This window comes from Hyphomicrobium sp. NDB2Meth4, from assembly GCF_900117445.1.
GTDB lineage: Bacteria > Pseudomonadota > Alphaproteobacteria > Rhizobiales > Hyphomicrobiaceae > Hyphomicrobium_A.
This window is the reverse complement of sequence record NZ_FPEJ01000003.1, coordinates 320,392-343,047: the sequence shown is the minus strand read 5'-3', so window position 1 is coordinate 343,047 and position 22,656 is coordinate 320,392. Positions and strand designations below refer to the sequence as shown.

The 22,656-nt window shown below is 62.3% G+C and carries 24 protein-coding genes, 1 tRNA gene, 1 other RNA gene and 1 pseudogene; 15 read left to right on the top strand and 12 right to left on the bottom strand.

The window, feature by feature from the left end; translation table 11 throughout:
• Positions 1-21 precede the first annotated feature (21 nt).
• Complete coding sequence (locus NDB2M4_RS07805) at positions 22-1,920, bottom strand: extracellular solute-binding protein (RefSeq protein WP_072372741.1); 1,899 nt, start codon at positions 1,918-1,920, stop codon at positions 22-24.
• A 185-nt stretch (positions 1,921-2,105) separates the two neighbouring features.
• Complete coding sequence (locus NDB2M4_RS07800) at positions 2,106-2,651, bottom strand: c-type cytochrome (protein ID WP_072372738.1); 546 nt, start codon at positions 2,649-2,651, stop codon at positions 2,106-2,108.
• Between the two features lie 152 nt (positions 2,652-2,803).
• On the opposite strand from NDB2M4_RS07800, the gene NDB2M4_RS07795 reads away from it, so the two are divergent.
• Complete coding sequence (locus tag NDB2M4_RS07795) at positions 2,804-3,535, top strand: 3-deoxy-manno-octulosonate cytidylyltransferase (protein WP_072372735.1); 732 nt, start codon at positions 2,804-2,806, stop codon at positions 3,533-3,535.
• A gap of 87 nt (positions 3,536-3,622) precedes the next feature.
• Here NDB2M4_RS07795 and NDB2M4_RS07790 read toward each other — a convergent pair whose 3' ends face one another.
• From NDB2M4_RS07790 to NDB2M4_RS07780, 3 genes are all read right to left on the bottom strand, one after another.
• Positions 3,623-4,114, bottom strand: coding sequence for a YciE/YciF ferroxidase family protein (locus NDB2M4_RS07790; RefSeq protein ID WP_072373395.1), 492 nt, complete (start codon positions 4,112-4,114; stop codon positions 3,623-3,625).
• Positions 4,115-4,215: 101 nt separating this feature from the next.
• Entirely contained in the window at positions 4,216-4,431 is a 216-nt protein-coding gene (locus NDB2M4_RS07785; RefSeq protein ID WP_072372732.1) for a CsbD family protein, read from the bottom strand.
• A gap of 181 nt (positions 4,432-4,612) precedes the next feature.
• On the bottom strand, positions 4,613-5,260 hold the full coding sequence (locus NDB2M4_RS07780; RefSeq protein ID WP_072372729.1) for a tetratricopeptide repeat protein: 648 nt from the start codon (positions 5,258-5,260) through the stop codon (positions 4,613-4,615).
• 260 nt (positions 5,261-5,520) lie between these two features.
• Between NDB2M4_RS07780 and NDB2M4_RS07775 the strand changes: the two genes are divergently transcribed.
• The gene (locus NDB2M4_RS07775; protein ID WP_072372726.1) at positions 5,521-6,423 is read left to right on the top strand and encodes a prephenate dehydratase; all 903 of its coding nucleotides are present in this window, start codon (positions 5,521-5,523) and stop codon (positions 6,421-6,423) included.
• 14 nt (positions 6,424-6,437) lie between these two features.
• Entirely contained in the window at positions 6,438-7,187 is a 750-nt protein-coding gene (locus NDB2M4_RS07770; RefSeq protein WP_072372723.1) for an SDR family oxidoreductase, read from the top strand.
• Here the strand turns inward: NDB2M4_RS07770 and NDB2M4_RS07765 are convergent.
• Positions 7,184-9,328, bottom strand: a complete 2,145-nt coding sequence (locus NDB2M4_RS07765; protein WP_083556018.1) for an alpha/beta hydrolase — start codon at positions 9,326-9,328, stop codon at positions 7,184-7,186. The two genes, NDB2M4_RS07770 and NDB2M4_RS07765, sit on opposite strands and share 4 nt — an antisense overlap.
• A gap of 209 nt (positions 9,329-9,537) precedes the next feature.
• Here NDB2M4_RS07765 and ffs point away from each other — a divergent pair.
• The 6 genes from ffs to NDB2M4_RS07735 all read left to right on the top strand — a co-directional run bounded on the left by ffs (position 9,538) and on the right by NDB2M4_RS07735 (position 13,467).
• An RNA gene (gene ffs, locus NDB2M4_RS07760) (signal recognition particle sRNA small type) lies at positions 9,538-9,633 on the top strand.
• Positions 9,634-9,746: 113 nt separating this feature from the next.
• A complete protein-coding gene (locus NDB2M4_RS07755; RefSeq protein WP_072372717.1) occupies positions 9,747-11,585 on the top strand; it encodes a DNA polymerase III subunit gamma/tau in 1,839 nt (612 codons plus the stop codon).
• A 24-nt stretch (positions 11,586-11,609) separates the two neighbouring features.
• Entirely contained in the window at positions 11,610-11,930 is a 321-nt protein-coding gene (locus tag NDB2M4_RS07750; RefSeq protein ID WP_072372714.1) for a YbaB/EbfC family nucleoid-associated protein, read from the top strand.
• Positions 11,931-11,942: 12 nt separating this feature from the next.
• Positions 11,943-12,410 carry a YbhB/YbcL family Raf kinase inhibitor-like protein gene (locus NDB2M4_RS07745; protein ID WP_072372712.1) on the top strand — a complete coding sequence of 156 codons (468 nt, stop codon included), beginning with the start codon at positions 11,943-11,945 and terminating at the stop codon, positions 12,408-12,410.
• A gap of 16 nt (positions 12,411-12,426) precedes the next feature.
• Positions 12,427-13,173 (top strand): M15 family metallopeptidase, encoded by a 747-nt coding sequence (locus NDB2M4_RS07740; protein ID WP_072372710.1) that lies wholly within the window; start codon positions 12,427-12,429, stop codon positions 13,171-13,173.
• Between the two features lie 63 nt (positions 13,174-13,236).
• Entirely contained in the window at positions 13,237-13,467 is a 231-nt protein-coding gene (locus NDB2M4_RS07735; protein ID WP_072372707.1) for a hypothetical protein, read from the top strand.
• 21 nt (positions 13,468-13,488) lie between these two features.
• Here NDB2M4_RS07735 and NDB2M4_RS07730 read toward each other — a convergent pair whose 3' ends face one another.
• The 3 genes from NDB2M4_RS07730 to NDB2M4_RS07720 form a co-directional block, all read right to left on the bottom strand.
• The gene (locus NDB2M4_RS07730) at positions 13,489-14,556 is read right to left on the bottom strand and encodes a glycosyltransferase family 4 protein (RefSeq protein ID WP_072372704.1); all 1,068 of its coding nucleotides are present in this window, start codon (positions 14,554-14,556) and stop codon (positions 13,489-13,491) included.
• On the bottom strand, positions 14,556-15,353 hold the full coding sequence (locus NDB2M4_RS07725) for a UDP-2,3-diacylglucosamine diphosphatase (RefSeq protein ID WP_072372702.1): 798 nt from the start codon (positions 15,351-15,353) through the stop codon (positions 14,556-14,558). Before NDB2M4_RS07725 ends, NDB2M4_RS07730 begins: the two co-directional genes overlap by 1 nt.
• 145 nt (positions 15,354-15,498) lie before the next feature.
• A complete protein-coding gene (locus tag NDB2M4_RS07720) occupies positions 15,499-16,356 on the bottom strand; it encodes a transporter substrate-binding domain-containing protein (protein WP_244536086.1) in 858 nt (285 codons plus the stop codon).
• Between the two features lie 170 nt (positions 16,357-16,526).
• Here NDB2M4_RS07720 and NDB2M4_RS07715 point away from each other — a divergent pair, with 170 nt between their 5' ends.
• The 4 genes from NDB2M4_RS07715 to NDB2M4_RS20180 all read left to right on the top strand — a co-directional run bounded on the left by NDB2M4_RS07715 (position 16,527) and on the right by NDB2M4_RS20180 (position 18,302).
• Positions 16,527-17,444 carry a glycosyltransferase gene (locus NDB2M4_RS07715; RefSeq protein WP_072372699.1) on the top strand — a complete coding sequence of 306 codons (918 nt, stop codon included), beginning with the start codon at positions 16,527-16,529 and terminating at the stop codon, positions 17,442-17,444.
• A gap of 70 nt (positions 17,445-17,514) precedes the next feature.
• Positions 17,515-17,823, top strand: coding sequence for a hypothetical protein (locus tag NDB2M4_RS07710; RefSeq protein WP_072372696.1), 309 nt, complete (start codon positions 17,515-17,517; stop codon positions 17,821-17,823).
• A 79-nt stretch (positions 17,824-17,902) separates the two neighbouring features.
• Positions 17,903-17,978, top strand: a tRNA-Ser gene (locus NDB2M4_RS07705).
• A 159-nt stretch (positions 17,979-18,137) separates the two neighbouring features.
• A complete protein-coding gene (locus NDB2M4_RS20180) occupies positions 18,138-18,302 on the top strand; it encodes a hypothetical protein (protein ID WP_171988053.1) in 165 nt (54 codons plus the stop codon).
• An 8-nt stretch (positions 18,303-18,310) separates the two neighbouring features.
• Here the strand turns inward: NDB2M4_RS20180 and NDB2M4_RS07700 are convergent, their stop codons facing one another.
• A complete protein-coding gene (locus NDB2M4_RS07700; protein ID WP_072372693.1) occupies positions 18,311-19,321 on the bottom strand; it encodes an IS1595 family transposase in 1,011 nt (336 codons plus the stop codon).
• 74 nt (positions 19,322-19,395) lie between these two features.
• Between NDB2M4_RS07700 and NDB2M4_RS20435 the strand changes: the two genes are divergently transcribed.
• Positions 19,396-19,635: a DUF6471 domain-containing protein gene (locus NDB2M4_RS20435; RefSeq protein WP_348533036.1), complete on the top strand. Its 240-nt coding sequence runs from the start codon at positions 19,396-19,398 to the stop codon at positions 19,633-19,635.
• Here NDB2M4_RS20435 and NDB2M4_RS07690 read toward each other — a convergent pair.
• The gene (locus tag NDB2M4_RS07690) at positions 19,565-20,266 is read right to left on the bottom strand and encodes a hypothetical protein (RefSeq protein ID WP_072372688.1); all 702 of its coding nucleotides are present in this window, start codon (positions 20,264-20,266) and stop codon (positions 19,565-19,567) included. The genes NDB2M4_RS20435 and NDB2M4_RS07690 overlap by 71 nt on opposite strands.
• Positions 20,267-20,334: 68 nt before the next feature.
• On the opposite strand from NDB2M4_RS07690, the pseudogene NDB2M4_RS07685 reads away from it, so the two are divergent.
• Positions 20,335-20,517, top strand: a pseudogene (locus tag NDB2M4_RS07685) (glycosyl transferase family 2); the annotation flags it as partial.
• 186 nt (positions 20,518-20,703) lie between these two features.
• Here NDB2M4_RS07685 and ligD read toward each other — a convergent pair.
• Positions 20,704-22,614, bottom strand: a complete 1,911-nt coding sequence (gene ligD / locus NDB2M4_RS07680) for a DNA ligase D (protein ID WP_072372682.1) — start codon at positions 22,612-22,614, stop codon at positions 20,704-20,706.
• Positions 22,615-22,656: the final 42 nt, after the last annotated feature.

Genomic DNA, 22,656 nt, shown 5'->3' with positions numbered 1-22,656 from the left:
GTGCCTCCTGCTGGATCGCCATCACTGGCCCCGCTGTGCTGCTAGGGCCTTTTCCTTTTCGGCGTCGAACCACCACGTCTGTGTGAGGGCGGAGGTTTGAGACGGCGTCTTGGCTGGGCGGCCGAACACATCCCAGTAGGCGATGCGCTCATAGGGGTAATGCCACTGCGGGACGACGTAGTAGTTCCACAATAGCACGCGATCGAGTGCACGCGTCGCTGCGACGAGGTCGGCGCGGTCCTTGGCAAAGACGACCTTGTCGATCAGCTTGTCGATCGCCGGGTTCTTGATGCCGGCGGTGTTCTTGGTGCCGTCGCGGTCGGCTGCCGCCGAGCCCCAGAAGTCGCGCTGCTCGTTGCCGGGCGATTCCGACTGCGGGAAGCTGTCGATAATGATGTCGTAGTCGTGCGAGTCCTCGCGGCGCTTATATTGCGCGCTGTCGACGATGCGCACCGAGGCATTGATGCCGAGTTTCTGGAGGTCCTGGATGTAGGGCAGGACGATGCGCTCGAACTCGGGCTGGACGAGCAGGAATTCGGCATTGAGCGTCTCGCCCTGCGCATTCTTCAGCTGTCTGCCGTCGAGCTTCCAGCCGGCTTCGTTGAGAAGCTTAGAAGCCTCGCGCATGTGATTCCGGAAGTCGTCGGTGCTGTTGTTGACAGGGTTCTTCCACTCGGTGGTGAACACATCGGGTGGCACCTCGTCCTTGACCTCGTTGAGGATCTCCAGCTCGCGCCCTTCAGGGAGGCCCTTGGCGGCAAGTTCGGAATTGTCGAAGTAGCTGCCGACGCGCACGTAAGAATTATAGAACAGCTTCTTGTTGGCTTCCTCGAAGTTGAAGGCGAGCGCGAAGGCTTTGCGTACGCGCGGATCCTGGAACTGCTTGCGGCGCTGATTGAAGACGAACGATTGCATCGGAGCGACGCGCTTGACGGGGATCGCCTCCTTCTTCACCCAGCCTTTTTCGATGGCGGGGAAGTTGTAGGCCGTGGCCCAGCGGTTGGCGACGCTCTCTGCCCAGTAGTCGATCTTGCCCGACTTGAACTGCTCGAAGCCAGGCGTGCGATCGAGGAAGTAGGTGTAGTTCATCTCGTCAAAGTTATACTGGCCCTTCTGAACCGGCAGGTCCTTGGCCCAGTAGTCCTTGACGCGCTCGTAGGTGATGGAGCGGCCAGGATCGAAGCTCTTGATGCGGTAAGCACCGGAGCCGAGCGGCACTTCGAGGCTCGATTTGGTGATGTCGCGGGGCTGGCCGTCGGTGCCATTCGCTTCCCACCACTTTTTGGGAAGTACGGTGAGCTGCCCGACGATCTGAGGAAGCTCGCGGTTGTTCTTGGTGTCGAAGGTGAAGGTCACCTCGTTGGGGCCGGTCTTCTCGGCCTTCGCGACGTTCTTGTAATAGAACGCCATACGCGGGTGCGCTTTCTTCTGGGCATCGAGCGAGAAGATCACATCTTCGGGCGTTATCGGCGTGCCGTCGTTGAAGCGCGCATTTGGGTTAAGGCCGAACGTGACCGAGGAATAGTCGGCGGGGTAGGAGACCCACTCGCAGATAAGGCAATACTCGGTCGACGGCTCGTCGGGGCTGCCGGTCATCAGGGAATCGTAGATGAGGCCAAGACCGGCGGCAGGGTCGCCCTTCACGCTGAAGGCGTTGAGGCTGTCGAATGAGCCTTCGGCGAAACCACGCAGCGTGCCGCCCTTGGGGGCATTGGGGTTGACCCAGTCGAAATGGTCGAATCCCGCCTCGAACTTGGGCTTATCGACAAGCGATAGGGCGTGATGGCGCGGGGGTGATGGCGGGGAGACCTGCGGATCCGTCGCGGGGGGAGAGGCCGGCTCCTGCGCGAAAGCGGGGCCGGCGGCGAAGCAGATCAGGGCTGCAAGGCATGCGGCGGGGACGTCGAGACGCAAGCGCATCAGGCGTTTTCCCTTTTACTGGTCTTGGGATTGAAGAAGGTGTGGCTCTGGGGCGAGTGGAGTTCGAACGGCATCGCGCTCCGCAAGTGACCTTCTAGACATGACAACGCCCCGAGCCTCGCAAAATACGGGCCGCGGGGCGAGTTAACTTGCTGTCATTTTGGCTCCGGATGGCCGGAGCGCTGTTATTTCAGAGTGTTGAGGTAAGCGAGCAGGTTGCTCAGGTCGCCCGTATCGGCAACTCCCGGGAACAGCATCTTAGTGCCGGGGACGAATTCCTTGGGCTTGTGGATGAAGTGCGCGAGGTCTTCCAGCGTCCAGTCACCACCCTTGGCCTTCATGGCGTCGGAATAGTTAAAGCCTTCGTGGCTCGCCTTGGCGCGGCCGACGACACCCCAGAGGTTGGGGCCCACTTTGTTGGGGCCGCCCTTGTCGCCCGAATGGCAGGCGGCGCACTTGCTGAAGACCTTTTGGCCGGCGGCGGCATCACCTGACGCGGCTGCGTCAGCTACGGCCTTGGCGTCGAATGCAGGAGCGGCCGGTTCGGCGGGAGCGGCTTCGCCATTTGCAGCCGGTGCGGCCGCCGCTTCTGGCAGTGGCAGGACATAACCGGGCTTTTCCGGCGCCTTATCGTGGGCGGCAATTTCGAGCGCCGTGCGGAACCCGACTATGACCAGCAGGGCACACAAAACTGCCCCGGCAATCTTCGACAGCTCGAAGGAATCAAGCATTCCACGGCTCCGCACCTGTTACGTCCGGCTCCCGCCGAACAATCGGGGCGACTATAGAAATTCCGCATCGGCTTGCAACCGAGGGCGACGACGTTCTATGTGCGTGCGCCCGGGACCAATTGCCTCGGCTCCACCATTCCAAGGTGTCTCACGTGTCTAACGTCCTGATCGTTATTCCAGCCCGCATGCAGGCTACGCGACTGCCGGGCAAGCCAATGGTGGATATCGCCGGGGCGCCAATGATCGTGCAGGTGTGGCGGAGAGCGATGGCCGCCGAGGCAGGCCGCGTGGTTGTTGCAACCGATTCTGACGACGTTATTGCGGCGGTGACCGCGGCAGGCGGCGAGGCGTTCATGACGCGGGCCGACCATGCGTCGGGTTCGGACCGCATCTTCGAGGCGATCAATAGTGTCGATCCGTCTGGGGCCGCCGACGTGATCGTCAACCTGCAGGGCGATCTGCCGACCCTGGAGCCACATCTCGTTGCGGCGTGTGCGGCACCTTTGGCGGAGGCGGGGCCGGATATCGCGACGCTCGCTGCCGAGATCAGCGTCGAGGAAGAGAAGACCAATCCCAACGTCGTCAAAGTGGTGGGCTCGCCGCTCGATGTGGCCGGGCGGATGCGCGCGCTCTACTTCACGCGGGCGACGGCGCCTTACGGGGATGGCCCGCTCTATCATCACATCGGCATCTACGCATATCGGCGTGCGGCGCTGGCGCGGTTCGTTTCGCTGCCGCCTTCGCCGTTGGAGAAGCGTGAGAAACTGGAGCAGTTGCGCGCGCTCGAAGCGGGCATGCGCATCGATGTAACTGTCGTCGATACAGTTCCGCTTGGCGTCGATACGCCTCACGACCTGGAACGCGCACGGCAGTTGCTGGCGTAGCTGCGTCCTGCGCAGTTGGCGACGGCGCGAGCTAGCCAATTCGGCATCGCAGGTCGCGCCGTCTCAACTGACTGCTGCTGCTATCGACTAGGCGACGGCCTCGGCATTCAAGTGCGCTTCGGCAATTTTCGTCAGCTTGGAATCGGCGCCGTACTCTTCCTTCAGCGTCTTCCCGAGCAGCTTCGAGGCGGAGTTGTAACCCAGCAGATTTGCCCAGGCTACGAGTGTGCCGTAGCGGGTAATCTCGTAGTGCTCGACAGCCTGAGCTGCGGCGATCATAGCCGCGTCCTTCGTGTCAGGATCCTTGATCTCACTCATCAATTCCTGAGCTTCTTCGAGGATGCCATCAATAGCCGGGCATTTGGTGGCCTTCGGCTTTTGATCGAGCATGGAGAATACTTCCTGAAGCCGCGTCACTTGCTCCTTGGTCTGCTCCAGATGATCGGTGAAAGCCTTGGCGAGCTCCTTTGAATCGGATGCCTTGATCATCTTCGGCAAGGCTTTCACGATGTGGTTCTCGGCATAGTAGATATCCTGCAATGTGTGCAGGAAGAGGTCGCTGAGTTTTTCGATTTTCATGGGCGAGTTTCCTGTCCATTTGGCTGATGCGGCCACGCGATAGAGGGGCCGGTTTGGGATGCCGGTCCTGGTGCGCGTGCCGATCGGCAGCAAGTTCTGGTTCAGAGATTGCGATTGATCTCGTCGGCAGCTTTGTTGGCGCCGTCCTTGACGGTTTCCTTCACATCGCCGACGGCGACCTGGGCCTTGCCTTTGAGGTTCTGCACAGAACCTTTGACTTCCAGTTCTTCCGAGCCGGTGGCCTTGCCAATACCGCTCTTGATATTGCCAGCGACCTGGTTGGCGTAACCTTTGATCTTGTCCGTAGCGCTGCCCATGAGAGTGCTCCTCTGATGCGTTCCGCAGTTCGGTGCGGGTAATCATCAACGTGGCACTAAATGCCTGGGTTCCACGCGACCTTAAAAAGGTGCGCATGGAGAGCTTTGCGGATCGTCGCCTGCGGCGACGGATTCATAAAAATGCTTGGTTACGCGCGCGCACGCCTGGCTGGCGATTGAGTTATTTGCGGAATGCTTCGAGGCGCTCGCGCGTGGATACGTCGGTGGGGTCGATGCGCAGGGCGTTGCGATAGTCGGCAGCGGCACGGAATTTATCGCCTTCAGCCTCGTAGAGTTGGCCGCGGCGCACATAGGCCGATGCCGTTTCTGGATCCTGATCTATTGCTTTGGTGAGGTCGGCGATGGCGCCGTCAGAGTCGCCGGCGTCGGCGCGCGCCATGCCACGCAAGTAGACGAATGAAGGGTCTGAAGGATCGATGCGCATCGCCTCGTCGAAGTCGGCGACGCAGCGCTTTATGTCGCCCGTGCGGCAGTAGGCTTCTCCGCGCTGGGCAAACGCGATGGCGTTGGCCGGGGCCATGCTGACAGCCTCGGTGCAGTCGGCAATGGCGCGATCGAAGGTCTTGCGCTGTAGGTGCGCCAGGCAGCGGTTGGCGTAAGCGGTGGCAAGCTTGTCCTTGCCGAGCTTGCCGGAGCCGATCACGGCGGTGCAGCCGGTGATGGTCTCGTCGTCGGTGCGCTCCTGGTCGGAGAAGCACCAGTCCTCGTTCTGGCCGCTTTGTGCGGTGTTTGGGTTGGTGGCGGATATGATTGCGATCAGGGCGGTGAGCGCCAGTGTGCGGGGGACGATCCAGCCTTTGTCCATCATCGTCGTGTCCTCGGCCTGGCCCTACGCCGGCATCATGCCTGGTGGACTTTAGCACCAGTTGTCCGTGGGACATCGGATTGTCTTGCCTGGGCGGGAGTGGCTTTCGGATTTTGCAATTGCACACGAACTGGGGCTTCGCAGGCTCGGGTCAGCGGTCGCGATGGGCAGCTTGCGGTCTGCCGTCTCTAGAGGCATAGAACGGCCTCCGGTCCACATGGGGCTTTCGATATCTGGAGCCCCCACTCTCAGGCAACACCCCGATGACCAATCCTGCAAGGCCCGCCGCGGAGCGCATCGTCTATCAGGGCGAGCCGGGCGCGAATTCGCACCTCGCTTGCCGTGAGGCGTTTCCGGACATGGAGGCGGTTGCGTGCCCGACGTTCGAGGATGCGCTGCAGGCGGTGAAGGCCGGCGAAGCACGGCTGGCAATGATCCCGATCGAGAATTCGGTGGCGGGGCGCGTTGCCGACATCCATCACCTGCTGCCGGATGCCGACCTCTACATCGTCGGGGAGCATTTCCTGCGCGTACGGCATCAGCTGCTGGCGACGCCAGGGGCAACGCTCGAGACCGTGAAGCGCGTGCTGAGCCACACGCAGGCGCTGGGCCAGTGCCGCCGCAAACTGATCGAGATGGGGCTGAAGCCGGTTCCGGAGGCGGACACGGCTGGGTCGGCGCGTATCGTTTCGGAGGCGAAGGATCCGGCACAGGCGGCGATCGCATCGTCGCTCGCGGCCGAAATCTATGGTCTCGAGACGCTTGCCAGCGACATCGAGGACGAGGTGCACAACACGACGCGCTTCGTCGTTCTGTCAGCCGAGGCAGATGACGCGGAGCCCGAGGATGGACCGGTGATCACCACGTTCATCTTCCGCGTACGCAACGTGCCGGCGGCGCTCTACAAGGCGCTGGGTGGGTTTGCGACCAACGGCGTCAACATGACGAAGCTTGAAAGCTATCAGCTCGAAGGCACGTTCAACGCGACGATGTTCTATGCCGATATCGAAGGGCACCCAGCAGACCGGATGGTTCGTCTGGCGCTGGAGGAATTGTCGTTCTTCTCGTCGGAGAAGCGCGTGCTCGGCACATATTTGGCGAGCCCCTATCGCGCCGAGGCCGCGCGGCTTGCGGCTGAAGGTATGATCCCGATCCGGCGGCGCTAAGTAGGGAGGGCTGCATGCAACTCGCGGGTAAGGTTGCGATCGTCACCGGTGCGGCTTCCGGGTTCGGGCGAGGGATCGCTGAGCGATTTGTACTGGAAGGCGCACGCGTCATTGCAGCCGATATCAACGGTGAGGGCGTGCGGGCGCTGAGCGCCGGCTTCGGCGACAAGATGCACCCGGTGCAAGTGGACGTGTCGCGGAAAGCGGACGTCGATGCGATGGTGCGCGCGGCGACGGAGGCGTTCGGCGGGCTCGACATCGTCGTCAACAATGCCGGCGTCACGCATCGTAATCAGCCGCTGATGGACGTGAGCGAAGCGGAGTTCGACCGCATCTATGCCGTCAACGTGAAGTCGATCTATCTGTCGACGATCGCTGCTGTTCCAAAGATGGAGAAGCGTGGCGGCGGTTCGATCATCAATGTAGCTTCGACGGCCGGTGTGCGGCCGCGGCCGGGCCTTACCTGGTACAACGGATCGAAGGGCGCGGTGATCACGCTGACGAAGTCGATGGCGGCGGAGCTGGCGCCGAAGAACATTCGCGTGAACGCCATCAATCCGGTGATGGGCGAGACGGGGATGCTGACGCAGTTCATGGGGATGGAGGACACGCCGCAGAACAGGGCGAAGTTCCTCGCAACCATTCCGCTGGGAAGGCTATCGCGCCCGCACGACATCGCCAACGCCGCCCTGTTTCTGGCGGCGCCGGATTCATCGTTCATCACCGGAGTGGCGATGGAAGTCGACGGCGGCCGCTGCGTTTAACGCGTGGCGCCGGTTGCGGTCGGGGGCGTGGGCGAAGGTGCTGCGCCGGCCATCGGCTCAGACGGCTGTGGGGCATAGTTGGGTATCGTCTGTGGAGTTTCGGCGCCAGCTGGCTTCACAGCTTCCTTGACGGCCTCCTTTGCCCCTTCGACGGCGTCCTTGGCTTCAGCGATCGGACCTTCCGGTAGTGTCTCCCAGTACTTCTTGTCGCTCATGCCAGCGTAAGGCTGCGCGCGGAAGACCTTGCCGTCGGGGTCGCGTTTGCTGGGATCGCCGGAAGGCTTGCCGGTGATGACGGTCTGGATGTCGTTGAGGATTGTTTTGTCATCGACATAGTCGGCGTGCGTGTACGTGAAAAACTTCCAGAAGTCGTACTCGGGCGGTGTCTTGTCGACGACGTAGACGTTGCTGGCGTTGACGTGCAGCGGATCGCCCCACGGGGTATGCCCGCCGGCGCGATCGTTGAAGCCGCGCAGGAACGATGACAGCCAAAGCACCCAGTCGCCGCCGGACGTGTAGATCGTCACGCGCTGGGCGAGCTTGGCCCAGGTAAGAATCTTGGTGTTGAAGACAGCGGCTGAGACGTCAGGAGCGGCGAACACCACCTGGCCCAAGCGTAGCATGCCTTCGTCGTGGCGGCGGCTGTCGAGAATTTCGCGGATCGAGCCCATCACGCGCATGAGCTGCTGGGAGCCCATGGAGTGGGCGACGACGTCGAGCGTGCGGACGTTGTTGTCTCGCAGGATGGCCGCCAGGAATGCTTGCAATGCGCCTTCGGCTTCCTCGGCGTTGTCGGCGTCCTGCAGGTAGCGCAACGACATGCGCACGCTGGGCCAGCTGAACATGTAGACGCGGCCCTTGTAGTCGGCGCCACCCGCGATACGGGCGGCGGCCTGCATCGCCTCCTGGAAGGAGTTGTTGTAGCCGTGGATGACAAGGAGGGCGTGCGTCGCGTCCTCCGAGGCCGAAGTGTCGATGATGCGGATATAATTCTCGTTGGTGCGGTCGATGGGGTCTTCAAGCAACTTGATGCGTGCATTGGCAGCCCGGGCTGCTCCGCGCCAGGCGCCTCGGTAGGAGCTATCGCCGCGCGAGATGCGCGGGTTCACCTGCACGCAGCCGAAGGTGATCTTGTCGCTCGGGGCGTTGCCGAACATGGTGCTCATGTCGCCCTCGCGGTCGACCATCGCCCGCGTGGTAGCAAAGACAATACGGACGCCGCCGCGGCGGGCGCGACGGGCCGAGCCGAAGACGCAGTTTTTCGTCGTCAGCTCGCGCCAGCCGTTCTGGTCATAGAAGTCAGACGCGACGATGTTGAATACGGCGCGGGCAATGAGGGCCCAGGCGATCTCGTTCTCATTGGGCGGCGTGGCGCCGGCGACTCCGCCGGTGAAAAGCTTGGTGACGGCCTTCTTCGACTTTTCGAGGCGAGCGGCGGCGAGTATTTCCGGCGGCGGGACGAAGTTGGCCGGTGGCTTCATGTCGAAGCGCAGGTAGATACCGCGCTGGCCACCCTGATACTCGAAGTTGAGGTTGTGGAAATAGTAGCGCGAGCCCCAGCGGTTACCGGCGCCCTCGGCGATCATTTCGGAACCCGAGTTGTGGACGAACGTCAGGGTCAGGGCGCTATAGGACTGGTAGCCGCGGGCGAAGGAGCTGTTGGAGGATTCCCGGCCTGAGACGCGAAACACGTCGATGCCGACGCGGCTCACGGCGGGGTTCTCGTATTCCTGCCAGCTCAAGTTAGAGGGTTTTGCCTCAGGTGGCAGAAGGGCGGCAGGGAAGGTCATCTTCAGGCTGTTGACAGGATTGACCACCTGCTTGAAGCCGATGAACGCGTAGACGGCGTCGTTGTTGTGCTTGAGGGTGTCGCACTCGGCTTCGGTGAGGAGGTCCTGGTCGGTGCCGGGAAGGGCGTTCGCAGCACGGAAGTCGGCCACGGCGGTGCGCAGCATCTTTTCGTTGGCACGGCCGATTTCGGCACCGAGTACGCCCGACAGAATGAGGTGGCGCTGTAGCTCCTTGTCGCGAAGCTGGATGTCGAGGTCATCGCCGGCCGGGCAGGCCGCCATCGCTGGCATTGCCGCCGCGATTCCCGCCAGCGCGCAGACGGACGCCAATAGCGACGCAAAATGCCTCATGTGCAATCGGTCCCCCCGGAATGAATGCGCAGCCAACCTATGGTTCGGGCCCGCGGAGTGTCAAATTCGCGCTAATTCGATGCGGGCATCTTCTTGCCGGGAAACCTAGAGCGGAAAAATGACGGGCCGTAAGAAGGGTGTGGGCTTTCAAAGGGGGTGGGCGCGGGGGAGGGTTGTAACGCGGGGCGTGAGCCATCATAATCAGATCGGGAGACTGGCGGCGGACGTATCCCTCGCCAACCGGGTCAGGTCCGGAAGGAAGCAGCCCTAACGATCAGGACGCGGGTCGTTCGTCAGTCTCCTCTTTATTTCGCTCACGGGCGCTGATCGCATCGCTCCGCGATGCGGCGCCCTCCGCGGGGGCGCGGCTCGCCGCGGGTCGCCTTGCTCCCTGGCCCTTCGGGCCACAGGTGGAGACATGGCCAAGAAAAACTCCGACAATGTGGAAACGACGGGTGCTGCCGGCGCGGGGGCGGCAAAGCCGTACGTCGTGCTGGCGCGCAAGTATCGGCCGCAGAGCTTCGAGGACCTGATCGGCCAGGAGGCCATGGTCCGGACGCTGCGCAACGCGTTCTCGTCCGGTCGGATCGCGCAGGCCTATATGCTCACCGGCGTGCGCGGCGTGGGCAAGACGACGACGGCGCGAATCGTGGCCAGGGCGCTGAATTACGAGACCGATACGGCCAAGGCGCCGACGTTCGATATGCCTCAGCTCGGCCGGCATTGCGCCGAGATCATGGAGAGCCGGCACCCCGATGTGCTGGAGATGGACGCGGCCTCGAACACGGGCGTCGACAATATCCGCGAGCTGATCGAAAGCGCGCGCTACAAGCCGATCTCGGCGCGCTTCAAGGTGTTCATCATCGACGAAGTCCACATGCTGTCGAAGGGCGCGTTCAACGCGCTGTTGAAGACGCTGGAAGAGCCCCCAGAGCATGTGAAATTCATTTTCGCGACGACGGAAATCCGCAAGGTGCCGGTGACGGTGCTGTCGCGCACGCAGCGCTTCGATCTGCGACGCGTCGACGTGCCTGAGCTGTCGGCGCATTTTGCGCGTATCGTCAGCAAGGAAGGCGCCAAGGCAGAGGACGACGCATTGGCGCTGATCGCGCGCGCGGCGGAAGGGTCGGTGCGCGATGGCCTGTCGCTGCTCGACCAGGCGATCGCCATGGGCGAGGGCGCGGTGCGTGTCGAGACGGTGCGCTCGATGCTCGGTCTCGCGGATCGCGGGCGCATTTTCGATCTGCTGGAGCACGTCTTCCGCGGTGACGTGAAAGCTGCGCTGACCTCGCTCGATGAACTGCATCGCGATGGCGCCGAGCCGGTGCAATTGCTGGGTGACCTCGCCGAGGCCGTGCATGCGGCGACGCGCGTGAAGGCTGTCGGTGCCGACGCTGGCAGCGAGGCGTTGAGTGCGGAGGAGAAGCGCCGCGCATCGACGATTGCCGCGCAGATTTCGGTGCCACTGCTGTCGCGCGCCTGGCAGATGCTGCTGAAGGGCGGCGAGGAGACCGGCAAGGCGGCGAATCCGCGGGCGGCTGCAGAGATGGTGCTGATCCGGCTCGCTTATACGGCCGACCTGCCGGCGCCAGATGAACTCATTCGTATGCTCGGCGGTGAAGGTTCTCTGGCGCGCAGTGGCAAGCCCGCGCCGGCCGAGACGAGCGCCAGCCGTAACGCGCCGCTCAATGCAGCGCCGGAGAGCCAGCCAAGCTCGCAGATGTCGGCGGTGGCGAGCGCGGCGCCGATTCCGTTCGACAGCAACGCCTATTATACAGACGACGACGGGCTCGGTTTCGATGCCGATTACGAGGCATCCCTCGATGATCTGGCGGGCGATGGCACTGGCTCGGCTCTTGCTGATCCGCGCTCATTCGATGACGTGATCGCGATTGCGAGCGAGCGGCGCGACATGATGCTGAAAGTGCATCTGGAGGATCGTGTCAGCCTGGTGAAGTTCGACGCGGCCGCAGGGTCTATCGATATGTTCCTGCTCCCGGGTGCGCCGCCGCACATTGCCAACGAGTTGCGCGAGAAGCTGAACAGATGGACCGGCCGCAAGTGGGTCGTCGTGCTGTCGAAGGCCAAGGGCGAGCGCACGCGCGGAGAAGTGCGGCGCGAGCGCGAGGCGGCGGAGATGGAAGCGTTGAGGTCGCACCCCGCAGTGAAAGCGGTGCTCGATCAATTTCCCGATGCAAAGATCGCGGATATTCGGCCGCTGATCAGCGCGCCGCGCGATGAGACCGGCACGGGCTGAGGCAAGTATTGGAGACATGAGCGCATGAAAGACCTGATGGGCATGATGAAGCAGGTGGGTCAGATGCAGGCCCGCGTGCAACAGATGCAAGAGGAGCTTGCCGCGCTGGAAATCGATGGCCAGTCGGGCGGCGGCCTCGTGAAGGTCACGCTCAGCGGCAAGGGCGATGTGAAGAAGGTGCGGATCGATCCGAGCCTTGCAAAGGCCGACGAGGTGGAGATCTTAGAGGATCTCGTCGTCGCGGCCGCGAGTGATGCCAAGGCTAAGCTCGATGCGACGCTGCAGTCGAAGATGCAGGAGATGGCCGGCGGCCTTCCGCTGCCTCCGGGAATGAAGCTGTTCTAGGGTGCAGCAGCCATGTCGATGAAGATCACATCGTCCGTATTCGAGGATGGCGGAGAAATCCCGGCCAAATACACGTGCCAGGGAGCGGATGTGTCACCGCCGCTGACGTTCGCGGGCGTGCCCGAGGATGCGAAAAGCCTGGTGTTGATCGTCGATGATCCTGATGCGCCCGATCCCAAGGCGCCGAAGATGACGTACGTGCATTGGGTGCTCTACAACCTTCCACCCGACACCAAGGGATTTGCAGAGAGCGTCGCCAAGCTTCCGGAAGGCACGGGCGATGGTCTCAACGACTGGAAGCGGACGGGCTATGGCGGCCCATGTCCGCCGATCGGGCGGCACCGCTATTTCTTCAAGCTCTATGCGCTCGACACAAAGCTCGAGGGGCTTTCGTCGCCAACGAAGCCTGAGGTGCTGGAGGCGATGAAGGGGCACGTGCTGGCCGAGGCGCAGATCATCGGCACGTACCAGAAAACCTGAACAGAAAGCACAGATCATGTGCCGCTTCATTGGCGCCGGCGCGGTGGTGCTTGCCAGCTTGGCGACTGCACACGCCGGTGATCCGCCGCGCGGCTTTGTCGATGCGTCGACCGTCGTTCCCGATCTCGTTGTCGAAATGCGCTATACGACGGCGCAGAATTTCGTTGGCCGGCCAATCCCTGGGTATAAGGCGCCGCGCTGCCTGCTGACACGTCAGGCAGCGAAGGCCTTGCAGTGCGCTGCAGATGACTTGCGTCCGCGCGGCTATGTGCTGAAGGCGTACGACTGCTATCGGCCGCAGCGTGCGGTGAACGCGTTTGTTGCCTGGGGACGCAACCTGCGCGACGAGAAGATGAAGTCTCAGTTCTACCCAGAGGTCGAAAAGCGCAACCTTTTTCGCGACAGCTATATCGCCTCGCGCTCAGGGCACAGCCGTGGCAGCACGATTGATCTCACCATCGTGCCTATCGCGCAGAAAGAGGAAGCGTCTCGTCCCACTCCGTCGGATGTGCGCGCGTGCGATTCAAAGGCCGGCGTGCGCAGCGATGATGGCAGCGCCGACATGGGAACCGGGTTTGATTGTTTCTCGCTTAAGTCCCACACGCTGACGGGGAAGGTCAGTCCGGCGCAGCGGGAGAATAGGCAGCTGCTGCGAAGCGCCATGCGGGGCTGCGGCTTCTACAACAATCCCAGCGAGTGGTGGCATTACACCCTGCGCGGCGAACCCTACCCTGAGCGGTATTTCGACTTCCCCGTGGAGTAGACGGTAACCAGTGCCCATATACCGTGGGACCAGTAAGAACGTGAAAACAGGTGAGGAACGGCAATGGCATTCGATGACGTCAAGGCGGAGCTTGGTATCCTGCTGACGCGTATGCAGAACGAGCCGACGGACAAGCACGAGCTTTATCTTCAGCTCATGGAAAAGCTGAATGAGCTGAAGGCCTTCGGCATGCCTTTGCCGCAGGATCTCGTGGCGATGGAAAAGGCGCTGGAGGCTGAGTTCGCGGCTGACAAGCGCGAAGCCGACGACGAACGCAAGCCGGTTCGCAGCTAGATTGCGCTGCCTGCGGGCGTTTTAGCTCAGCGGGGGACGTGCGGCCTTTGCCAGCGGCAGCTTGCGTCTGACAAGCATGCGCTGGGGGCCGGTAAGGCATGCGCCGGTGATATTGGCCAGGAACAGCCGCGCGGCGTGCTCCCAGCTGTATTCGGCGGCCTTGATGCTAATGACGGAACGATCGAGCGCCAGCGCCTTGAGTGCTGCTTGACGCAGATCGGCCGAGAGCACCCCCGTGACGCCCTCCGTGACGATGTCCTGTGGCCCGCAGACAGGAAGGGCGGCAACGGCGAGCCCTGACGCCATGGCTTCGAGAAGCACCATGCCGAAGGTGTCGGTGCGGCTCGGGAACACGAAGACATCGGCGGAAGCGTAGCACTCGGCAAGGGCCTCGCCCGTCCGCTTGCCGGTGAAAATCACGTCAGGATAGCGCGTGCGCAGTTCTTCCAGCAGCGGGCCTGAGCCGACGACCACTTTGCGGCCGGGCAACTTCAAATCAAGGAAGGCCTCGATGTTCTTTTCGGCGGCGATCCGGCCGACATAAAGGAATACCGGGCCATCGCCGAAGTGGCGGACGGAGCGCGGATGGAACAGTGTTGTGTCGATACCGCGGGTCCAAGGCAGTACGCGCTCGAACCCTTGGCTTTCGAGCTCGCGGCTCAAGGATGGCGTTGCCACCATCAAGCCTGCGCCGGCGTTATGGAATCGGCGCAGTACGCTTGTGGTCCACGCGGTGGGAATGGCGAAGCGCTGGCCGAGATACTCGGGAAAGCGTGTGTGGAAGCTGGTGGTGAAGCGAATGCCGCGCGCAAGGCAGTAGCGGCGTGCCATCCAGCCGATAGGACCCTCGGTAGCGATATGCACTGCGTCGGGCTTCACCGCCTCGAAGCGGCGCGCGACGCGGCTTAGGCCAGGTAGAGCCAGTCTGATTTCAGGATAGGTGGGGCAGGGGAGCGTGCGAAACTCGTGCGGGGCGAGCACGGTCATTTCGACGCCGAGCGCAGCCAATTCTACCGACAGCCGCTCGTAAGTGCGCACTACGCCGTTCACCTGGGGGTGCCAAGCGTCCGACGCGACGAGGATGCGCATCACGCAACCTGCAGCGCTTCGGCCAGCTTTGCGGCCGTCTTCTGCTCGCGCTCTCTGACGACGTCAAGCCAGCGGATCATCTCGAAAGAGCCATCAGCGCGTTCGCCAATTGCCGTGCAGCTTTCGACCCAGTCGCCGCAGTTGAGATAGTGCACGCCTTCCATGTCACGCGAAGCGGCGTGATGGATGTGGCCGCAGATGACACCGTCGACTTCGTGGCGGCGCGCCTCATCCGACAGAGACTTTTCGAACTCACCGATGAAGTTCACGGCGGTCTTGACGCGCAGCTTCAAGTGGGCGGACAGCGACCAGTAGCCGAGGCCGAAGCGGCGGCGAATGAAATTGAGCGGATGGTTCATCCACAATGCCAGTTCGTAGCCGCGGTCGCCGAGGAAGGCGAGCCAGCGGGCGTAGCGTACGACGACGTCGAACTCATCACCGTGAATGACGAGATAGCGCTTGCCGTCGGCAGTCGTGTGAACGGCCTGATGTTCCAGCTCGATGCCACCGAAGTGCTGACCGCAGTAGGGGCGCAGCCCTTCGTCGTGGTTGCCTGGAATGAAGACGATGCGCGTGCCTTTGCGGACCTTGCGCAGCAGCTTCTGCAGGACGTCGTTCTGCGCCTGGGGCCAGATCGCGCCGCGGCGGATGCGCCAGAAGTCGATGATGTCGCCGACGAGGTAGATCGTGTCTGCTTCGGTTTCTCTCAGGAAATCCAGAAGCTGGTCCGCCTGCGACGCCCGGGTTCCAAGATGAACGTCCGAGATGAAAAGCGTGCGGTAGTGTCCCATACCCATCCCTTTGAGCACCAATGGCTCTCAGAATTCGATGGGCTCCAATGACCGGATTCAGGTTGCAGTATTGTGACAGTTTCCGTGCTGACCATAGCGTACTGGTTAACCGGTGTCGCTTGGGCGACTGTGAGCGCGGAAAACTGCCCTATTAATAGACTTTGACCGGGAAATAGCGCTCCACGAGCTCATCGAGGCGACCATTTGCCCTAAGCCGCGCGAGCGCGCCGTTGAGCAGCATCTTGATCTGTGAGTCCGTTTTGGGGACAGCGATTGCGATGCCATCGCCGAAATATTTGGGCTCGAGGTAGGCACCGCCTTTCAATTCGCAACACCGCTTCGATGCGGTTCCGTGCAGCCAGAAGATGAGGCCGATGCCGTCGTCGAAGATGTAGTCGATCTGGCCCTGAATGAGCGCATCGCGGGCAAGGTCCGGACTCTCGTAAGTCTTGATGGCGCTGGAGCGGTAGAAGGTGCGCAGGAATGCCTCGTGCGGCGAATTCTTGGCGACGCCGATGCGCTTGCTTTCCAGCGTCTCGGGGGTGATCTCCGTCTGCTCGCCGCCTTTGCGCGCGGCGAAGCGGCCCGGCGTCTGGAAGTAGCGGTCGGTGAAGTCGACCTCGGCCAGCGCTTGCGGGGTCACGGCATGGGCAGCGATGACGGCGTCGGCTTCGCCGCGGCGAAGCGCCAAAAGAAGCTCGCCCCACGGGCGCACCTTGATATCGCACGCGGTGTTCAACTCGTTGCAGATGGCGCGGGCAAGGTCGACATTGAGACCGACGAGGGTGCCGTCCTCGTCGTAGAAGTTGAAGGGTGGGAAGTCGGCCTCGGTAAGAAAGCGCACGACGACGCGCTTTGAGGGTTCTTCGGCGTCGGCCTGGGCGGCGGTTGGCACGTCCTCGTCGGCTGCTTGCGCGCGTACCATCGTCGGAACGCAGACGAGGACGCTCAGCAGGGTGAAGACGGCGAGCGCCAGCGGGCTGAGGCGGGACGCTGAACTCTGAATCACGAGGCTTAGGAGCCTTGGGCTCGGGATCGCAGGGATGTCAGGGTTCATCTGGTGCATGGAGCTGCCTGGGGGCCGGTCGAATCCGCGAAGCGGGTGAGCGAAACTCGCCACTATGGGCAAAGCCTACACTATGGCAAGATCAACGTCGGCCCACCGGGGGGAGGGCCTGCGTGAAGAGTACATCGGCAGTCAAAGCACGTGCGCAGGCGCGTGCATCGCATGATATCGACGCCGCGCCGGCAGAAGTGAGGCGGCTTACCGTCGACAGGCGGCTGGACGAGGCCGTCGGCGGGCTGCGTGCGCGCAACCCGGAGCTTTCGGCGGCGACGGGTCTATGGCCCTGGCAGCGGCGAGCGCTGATAGGCGGCGCCGCCGTTCTGATCGCAGGACTGGTGCTGGCGCCCGAAACAGCGCTGGTCGTGCTGCTGGCCATCCTTGCCGTGCCCTTCCTGTGCGTGGTGCTGCTGCGGGTAATCGCGCTTTGGCAGCTGCGGGCACCGGCGGCCGGTCGGTCCTCGGTCGTCGGTGGGGCTGGCGATGAGGAGCAGCTCCCGGTCTACAGCGTGCTGGTGCCGCTCTACCGGGAGGCCGCCGTCGTTCCGGGCCTGCTCGCGGCTTTGCGCGCGCTCGACTACCCGAAGGACCGGCTGGACGTGATGCTGATCGTCGAAGCGGTCGATGCGGAGACGATCGCGGCACTGCGCGGGGCAGAGATCGATGCCCACATGCGCATCCTCGAGGTTCCCGATGGGGCGCCGCGCACAAAGCCGCGGGCGATCCAGTATGCGTTGCAAATCACGCGCGGCGATTATGTCGTCGTCTATGATGCGGAGGACGAGCCTGAGCCCGATCAGTTGCGACGCGCTTTGACAGCATTGCGCGCGGGCGGTGACAGCATCGGTTGCCTGCAGGCGCAGCTCAACATCTACAACTCGGATGCGAGCTGGTTCACGCGCGGTATTGTGGAGCAAACGCCACAAGAAGTGAATCCCCCTGCACCCAACATTACGGGGCATGACAGAGAGATCACGAGGCGACCGCTACGCCATATCAGCGCTCAAGAACAAGCGAGCCACGCTTGCTGCTGAGATCGTCCAGCTAGAGCAACAGATCAGATCGAGGAAGCACGGCCTAGAGCATGTTGATGCGTGCCTACGGTTGCTAGACCCGTCGATTTCCGTCGATGACATTCCCAACAAACGACTGCCCAAGCACGTCAACATTTTCCGGCAAGGCGAGCTATCCCGCCTGGTTGTGGGTGTGCTGCGTGAGGCAGACGGCAGGCCGCTTTCCACCTTGGAAATCGTCGCGGCAATCATGGAAAAGGAAGGCATCGGCAGTGATGCGAAGGTCGCCATCCGAGCACGGGTGCGGAGCAATCTTGCGTACCTGGAGCGTTCCGGAAAGGTCGCTAAGGTCGGTAATCGGCTGACAGCGCAATGGCATTTGCCGCTCGATGCGGACTGATAGTGGCTGCGCGGTTACAGACGCAAGACAGCGAATCGCGGCGTAAAGACAGTTGGCCCGCTCGTGAGGCGGGCCAACTGCGGACGTAGCTCAATGGACAGAGCGTCCGGCTGCTAACTGGAAGGTTGCGGGTCCGAGTCCCGCCGTCCGCACCACTATAAGCCCTAGCCTCCTGGCTGGGGCTTTTTTCTTGCGCCGACGTTCTGCCGATTCTCCTGTCCGGATAAGGCCGGATAAAAGTTTTCGACTCCGAATCGTGCAGCGCAATGGTTACAGACTAGATTCTGATCAGAATCTAGTGAGATTCTCTCCGAATGGCAACAAAGGACATGGCGCCCGTGCGATTGCCGCCGGACGCTGTTGCGCTAATGGATGAATTGATCGGCGGTCTCTATGGCACGAGCCGTGGGGAGGTTGCGCGCACTCTCATTCTAGATGAACTGAAGCGGTTGTTCGCCGACCGGATCACCAAGAAGTAGCCGCACACTCAATCCTTGTGCCGCTGCCAGTAACCAGTGAAATCCACGCTACCGCGCTTGGCGAGCGCATTCTTGGCAACGCGACTTACCTGCTCGCCGTTGTCCGTGCGGCGGTTGTCCTCACGCCATGCGGCCTCTTGCGCATAGCGCAGCAGGTAGGCGCCGCTGATGTGATGATGGTGGCCAGCCTCGCCACGACGCAGGCGCGAGAAGTAGCTTTCCGCCTGATTGGTGCAGGCGCCGTCGAGGCTATATGCCTCTTCGTGATTGATGCGCTTCACTTCAAAGCGTGCGTGCAAATCGTTCCAGCTTGAAGCCTCGTCGGCGTGCAGCGTCGTGCCCTTGACGACGCGCGACTTGATCCACGAGACGGCTTGGCTTTCCGACTGGAACACGCCCGGGAGCGTCTCGCCGCCGCGCTCGCGGATGACGACGACAACCTTGCGCTTGCCACTCATGTTCTTGCGCAAGCGACGATCAACGCGCTCCTCGCGCAGGTTCGAAGGCTTCACGTAGCCGCCGAAGTATGCGCCATCGACTTCAGCCTCGGGGCGATCGTCACCGATGACGCGGCCCTTCATGTCCTCAGCCATCGACTCGCGCAGCTTGTGAGCGAGCACAAAGCTGGTCTTGTAGGAGACGCCCAAGTCGCGGCTCATGGCGAGCATGCTCTTGCCCTTCACCTCGTTGCAGAAGATGGCGATGGCCGCGAGGTAGCCGCGCAGGGGCAGCTTGTGCGAGGCGAACAGCGTCCCCGACGTAATCGAGAAGTCTTTCTTGCACTCGCGGCAACGGAAGCGCGGCGCCTTGCCGGGACGGCGGCAATCGTAGGCGTCCAGCGAACCGCAGTGCGGGCACACCGGGGCGCCGTCCGTGTCAGGCCAGCGGACCTTGCGGAACAACGTCTCCACCTCGGCGTCAGGCATGCGGAACACCTTCCCGAGACTCAGGGTCTTGGCTTGGCGGGAGAGGAGGAAGTGTTGGGCCACGATCATCACCATATTCGATGTAAAGTACATCAGATATGATGATGTAATACCCCGTTGTCAATGATAAAAACATCAGATATGATGACATTTATCGCTAGATACCGGTGGGGTGGCCAGTGCGAGACGACGAATGGGCCGAAAAGGCCAAGAACCTGCTCAAAGCGGAGTTGAAGCGGCGGAACATCGGCTATCGGGAGCTGGCCGAGAAGCTGACGGCGATGGGAACGCCAGAGACAGACCGTAACATCGCCAATAAGATCAGCCGCGGCGGGTTTACCGCGGGGTTTTTCCTTCAGGCGCTTGAGGCTGCAGGTTGTCGATCTCTGGCACTCCGGTCGGACTAGTGAAGACAGCGCCCATATCGGCAAATGTCTTCACGGCCTGCGGCGGAATTAGAAGCGTACAATTCCATAAGGACCCACCGATCATCTTTACGCGCCTCAAGGCAATGGCGTTGTTTATCGGCATGTTTGCCCGAACCACCACTGTATCGCATTGGTAGAAACGCATATCCTTGAAGTCGTTGTCTAGTAGCACCAGGTTTGCGGGGCCAATCAGCTCGCAGTCGATCAGACGCTTGTCGGAAATGCTGCGATCAATTGGGTGCGCGAGGTCCTCGACACGTATTCTTTTCGTGTGAAACTCGGCGGCAAGGGGATTTATCGAATCCACCTCTTGCTTCCACTTATCGATAGCGGCAGCCTCCGCTTGCCGAATTTTGGCCTTGGCCCGCAGGCTGGACGCCAAAGCCAGACCCACCCAAACGGTGAGCGCGGCGGAGAGCCCCGCTGCGCCGACCCCAAGAGGCCCCCAGGCAACCATCCAATCTGTAATTGACGCAAGGTAGCTCATGCCGCCACCTGCGAGGAACGCCGCGCCCAAGCGATCCCAATTGTTTGCGACCCGGTCGTAAACCCATTGTCCGATGGAAATGCCGGGCTCAATGCGCAGTAAGCGCTCCCACCAACTAGCCATAACGCCTCCCCGATATTTCGGTCTTTGGGCGTATGTAGCACGGTGGCGTTTGCGCCATAATACCGTTCACGCGGCAGTTTACCGTCGAATACACGGTGTTGTTCGATTGCATCCTGCCGGCGCTGGAGCGGCTGCGGCTGCCGGTGCCTTTAGGTGGAACGTCGAACCACTTTCCGCGGAAGGTGCTGGACGCCGTGGGCGGCTGGGACCCTTACAACGTGACGGAGGATGCCGACCTCGGCATCCGTCTAGGCTGCGGCTTGCGGCGCATGCGCTGATGATGCCGATCTACTGGCTCGGTATCTCGTTTGCCGCGTACCGGGCGCTATGGCAGCTCGTCACGGCGCCGTTCCATTGGGAGAAGACAGAGCACGGTATTGGCGTGAGCCGAGACTGTGGTGTGCACGGTTCGGTAGCGGCACGTGCGGCCGCTTCGTCTACGTGAAGAACTTGAGCGCTTGGCGCGAGATCTTCTGGCGGAGCTTCTGATAGTCGGCCCAGGGGTCGGTCTTGCGCTTGATGCGCTGGAGCACGGACGGGATCGTGAAGACGTTGGCCGCTTCGATGCGCGACAGCTCTGCCCAGCCGACGGGCGTCGCAACGCTGGCTTCGGGTTTTGCGCGCGGCGAATAAGGGGCAACGGCTGTGGCGCCGCGCTCATTGCGCAGCCAGTCGATGAAGATGCGGCCACGTCGCTTGGCTTTCGACATGGTGGCGACGAAGCGATCGGGTTCGGTTTCGGCAAGCTTCTCGGCAACGCCGCGCGCGAAGCTCTTCACGGTGTCCCAGTCCTGCTTGCCATCAAGCGGTGCGATGACGTGGATGCCCTTGCCGCCGGTGATCAGCGCGTAGCTTTCGAGGTCGGCAGCTTGCAACAGGCGGCGGACATCTCGTGCTGCATCGCGCACGCCGGCGAAGTCGACGCTGGGATCGGGATCGAGATCGAAGATGAGGCGCTCGGGATGGTCCACGTTGCCGACGCGCGCACCCCAGGGGTGAATTTCGAGGCCGCCGATCTGGGCGATCGATACGAGACCTGCCGCGTCGTCGACCATCAGGTATTCGGCCTCGTCGCCGTCATTCTCCACGATGGATACGGGCTTGAGCGCGGGAGGCATGCCTTTCTTCAAGTGCTTCTGGAAAAAGCGCGGGCCGGTGTCGCCCTCGGGGCAGCGCACGAGGCTGATCGGGCGGTTGCTGGCGTAGGGCAACATGCGCGTGCTGACTGCGAGGAAATATTCGGCGAGATCGAGTTTTGTCAGTCCGGCGCCGCTGAAGAGCACGCGCTCGGGATTGGTGAGACGGACACCGGCAACTTCGTCGGGATCGGCATTCTTACCCATGGTCACCACCGCTTGCGCTTGAACTTGCCGCGCGGGCTTATCGCTTCTGAGGCCTAGGTATGCTGGATGGCGCAGGATGCCGTCGCGCGTGCGCTCGGTGAAGGCGATTTGCGCGACGAGACGCGGTTCCACCCATTCTGCATCGCGAGAGATGGCGCGCGGTGCATCGACAAAAGGGCTGGTTTTGCGCCGCAGTTTTGCGAACCGCCGGCTCAAGTCGTCCAATGTCTTGGCGTTGAAGCCGGTTCCGACGCGGCCGCGATAGTGGAGCTTATCGCCAACGAACTCGCCGATGAGCAGGGATGCGAAGGGCCGGTCGTTCTTGTCAGAACGGCGGTAGCCACCGATGACGAATTCCTCGTTGCCGACGCACTTGGTTTTCAGCCAGCTCATAGAGCGGCGCGAGACGTAGGGCTTGTCGGCTTCCTTGGAGATGATCCCTTCAAGACCGAGGCGGCAGGCTTCGGCGAACACGTGGTTGCCGTCGCCGACGAATTCATCGCTGTAGCGGATGGCTTCAGGCGGGCTCTTCAGGAGCTTGCGCAGGATGGCCTTACGCTGTCTGAGCGGCTCGGGGCGCAGGTCGCGGCCGTCGATCTCGAGCAGATCGAATACGTAATAGGTGAGCGGTGTTCCGTTGGTCTTGAGTGATTGCTGCAAGAGCTGGAAGCTGGTGCGGCCGTCCGCGTCGATGGCGACGATCTCGCCGTCGAGAAGCGCGCTCTCGACTTTCAGCTTAGAGAGAGCGGCGGCGACACCTTTGAACTTGTGAGTCCAATCCTGCCCTGACCGGGTGTAGACGCGGCAGCGGCCGTCACCCACCGCGCAGATGGCGCGGTAGCCGTCGTATTTGATCTCGTGCCACCAGTCTTTGCCGGCTGGAGGCTCGGAGACGAGAGTTGCCAGTTCGGGGGCGACGAATTCGGGGAGGGGGACGGTGCTGCGGACATGGCTGCGCTTTGGCGCGACCGTGAGCGCGGCTCGGCGCGACTTTGTGCGTGCCATTGGCGCGACCCTCTCAAACGGCCTTAGCCCTGGCTAATCAGT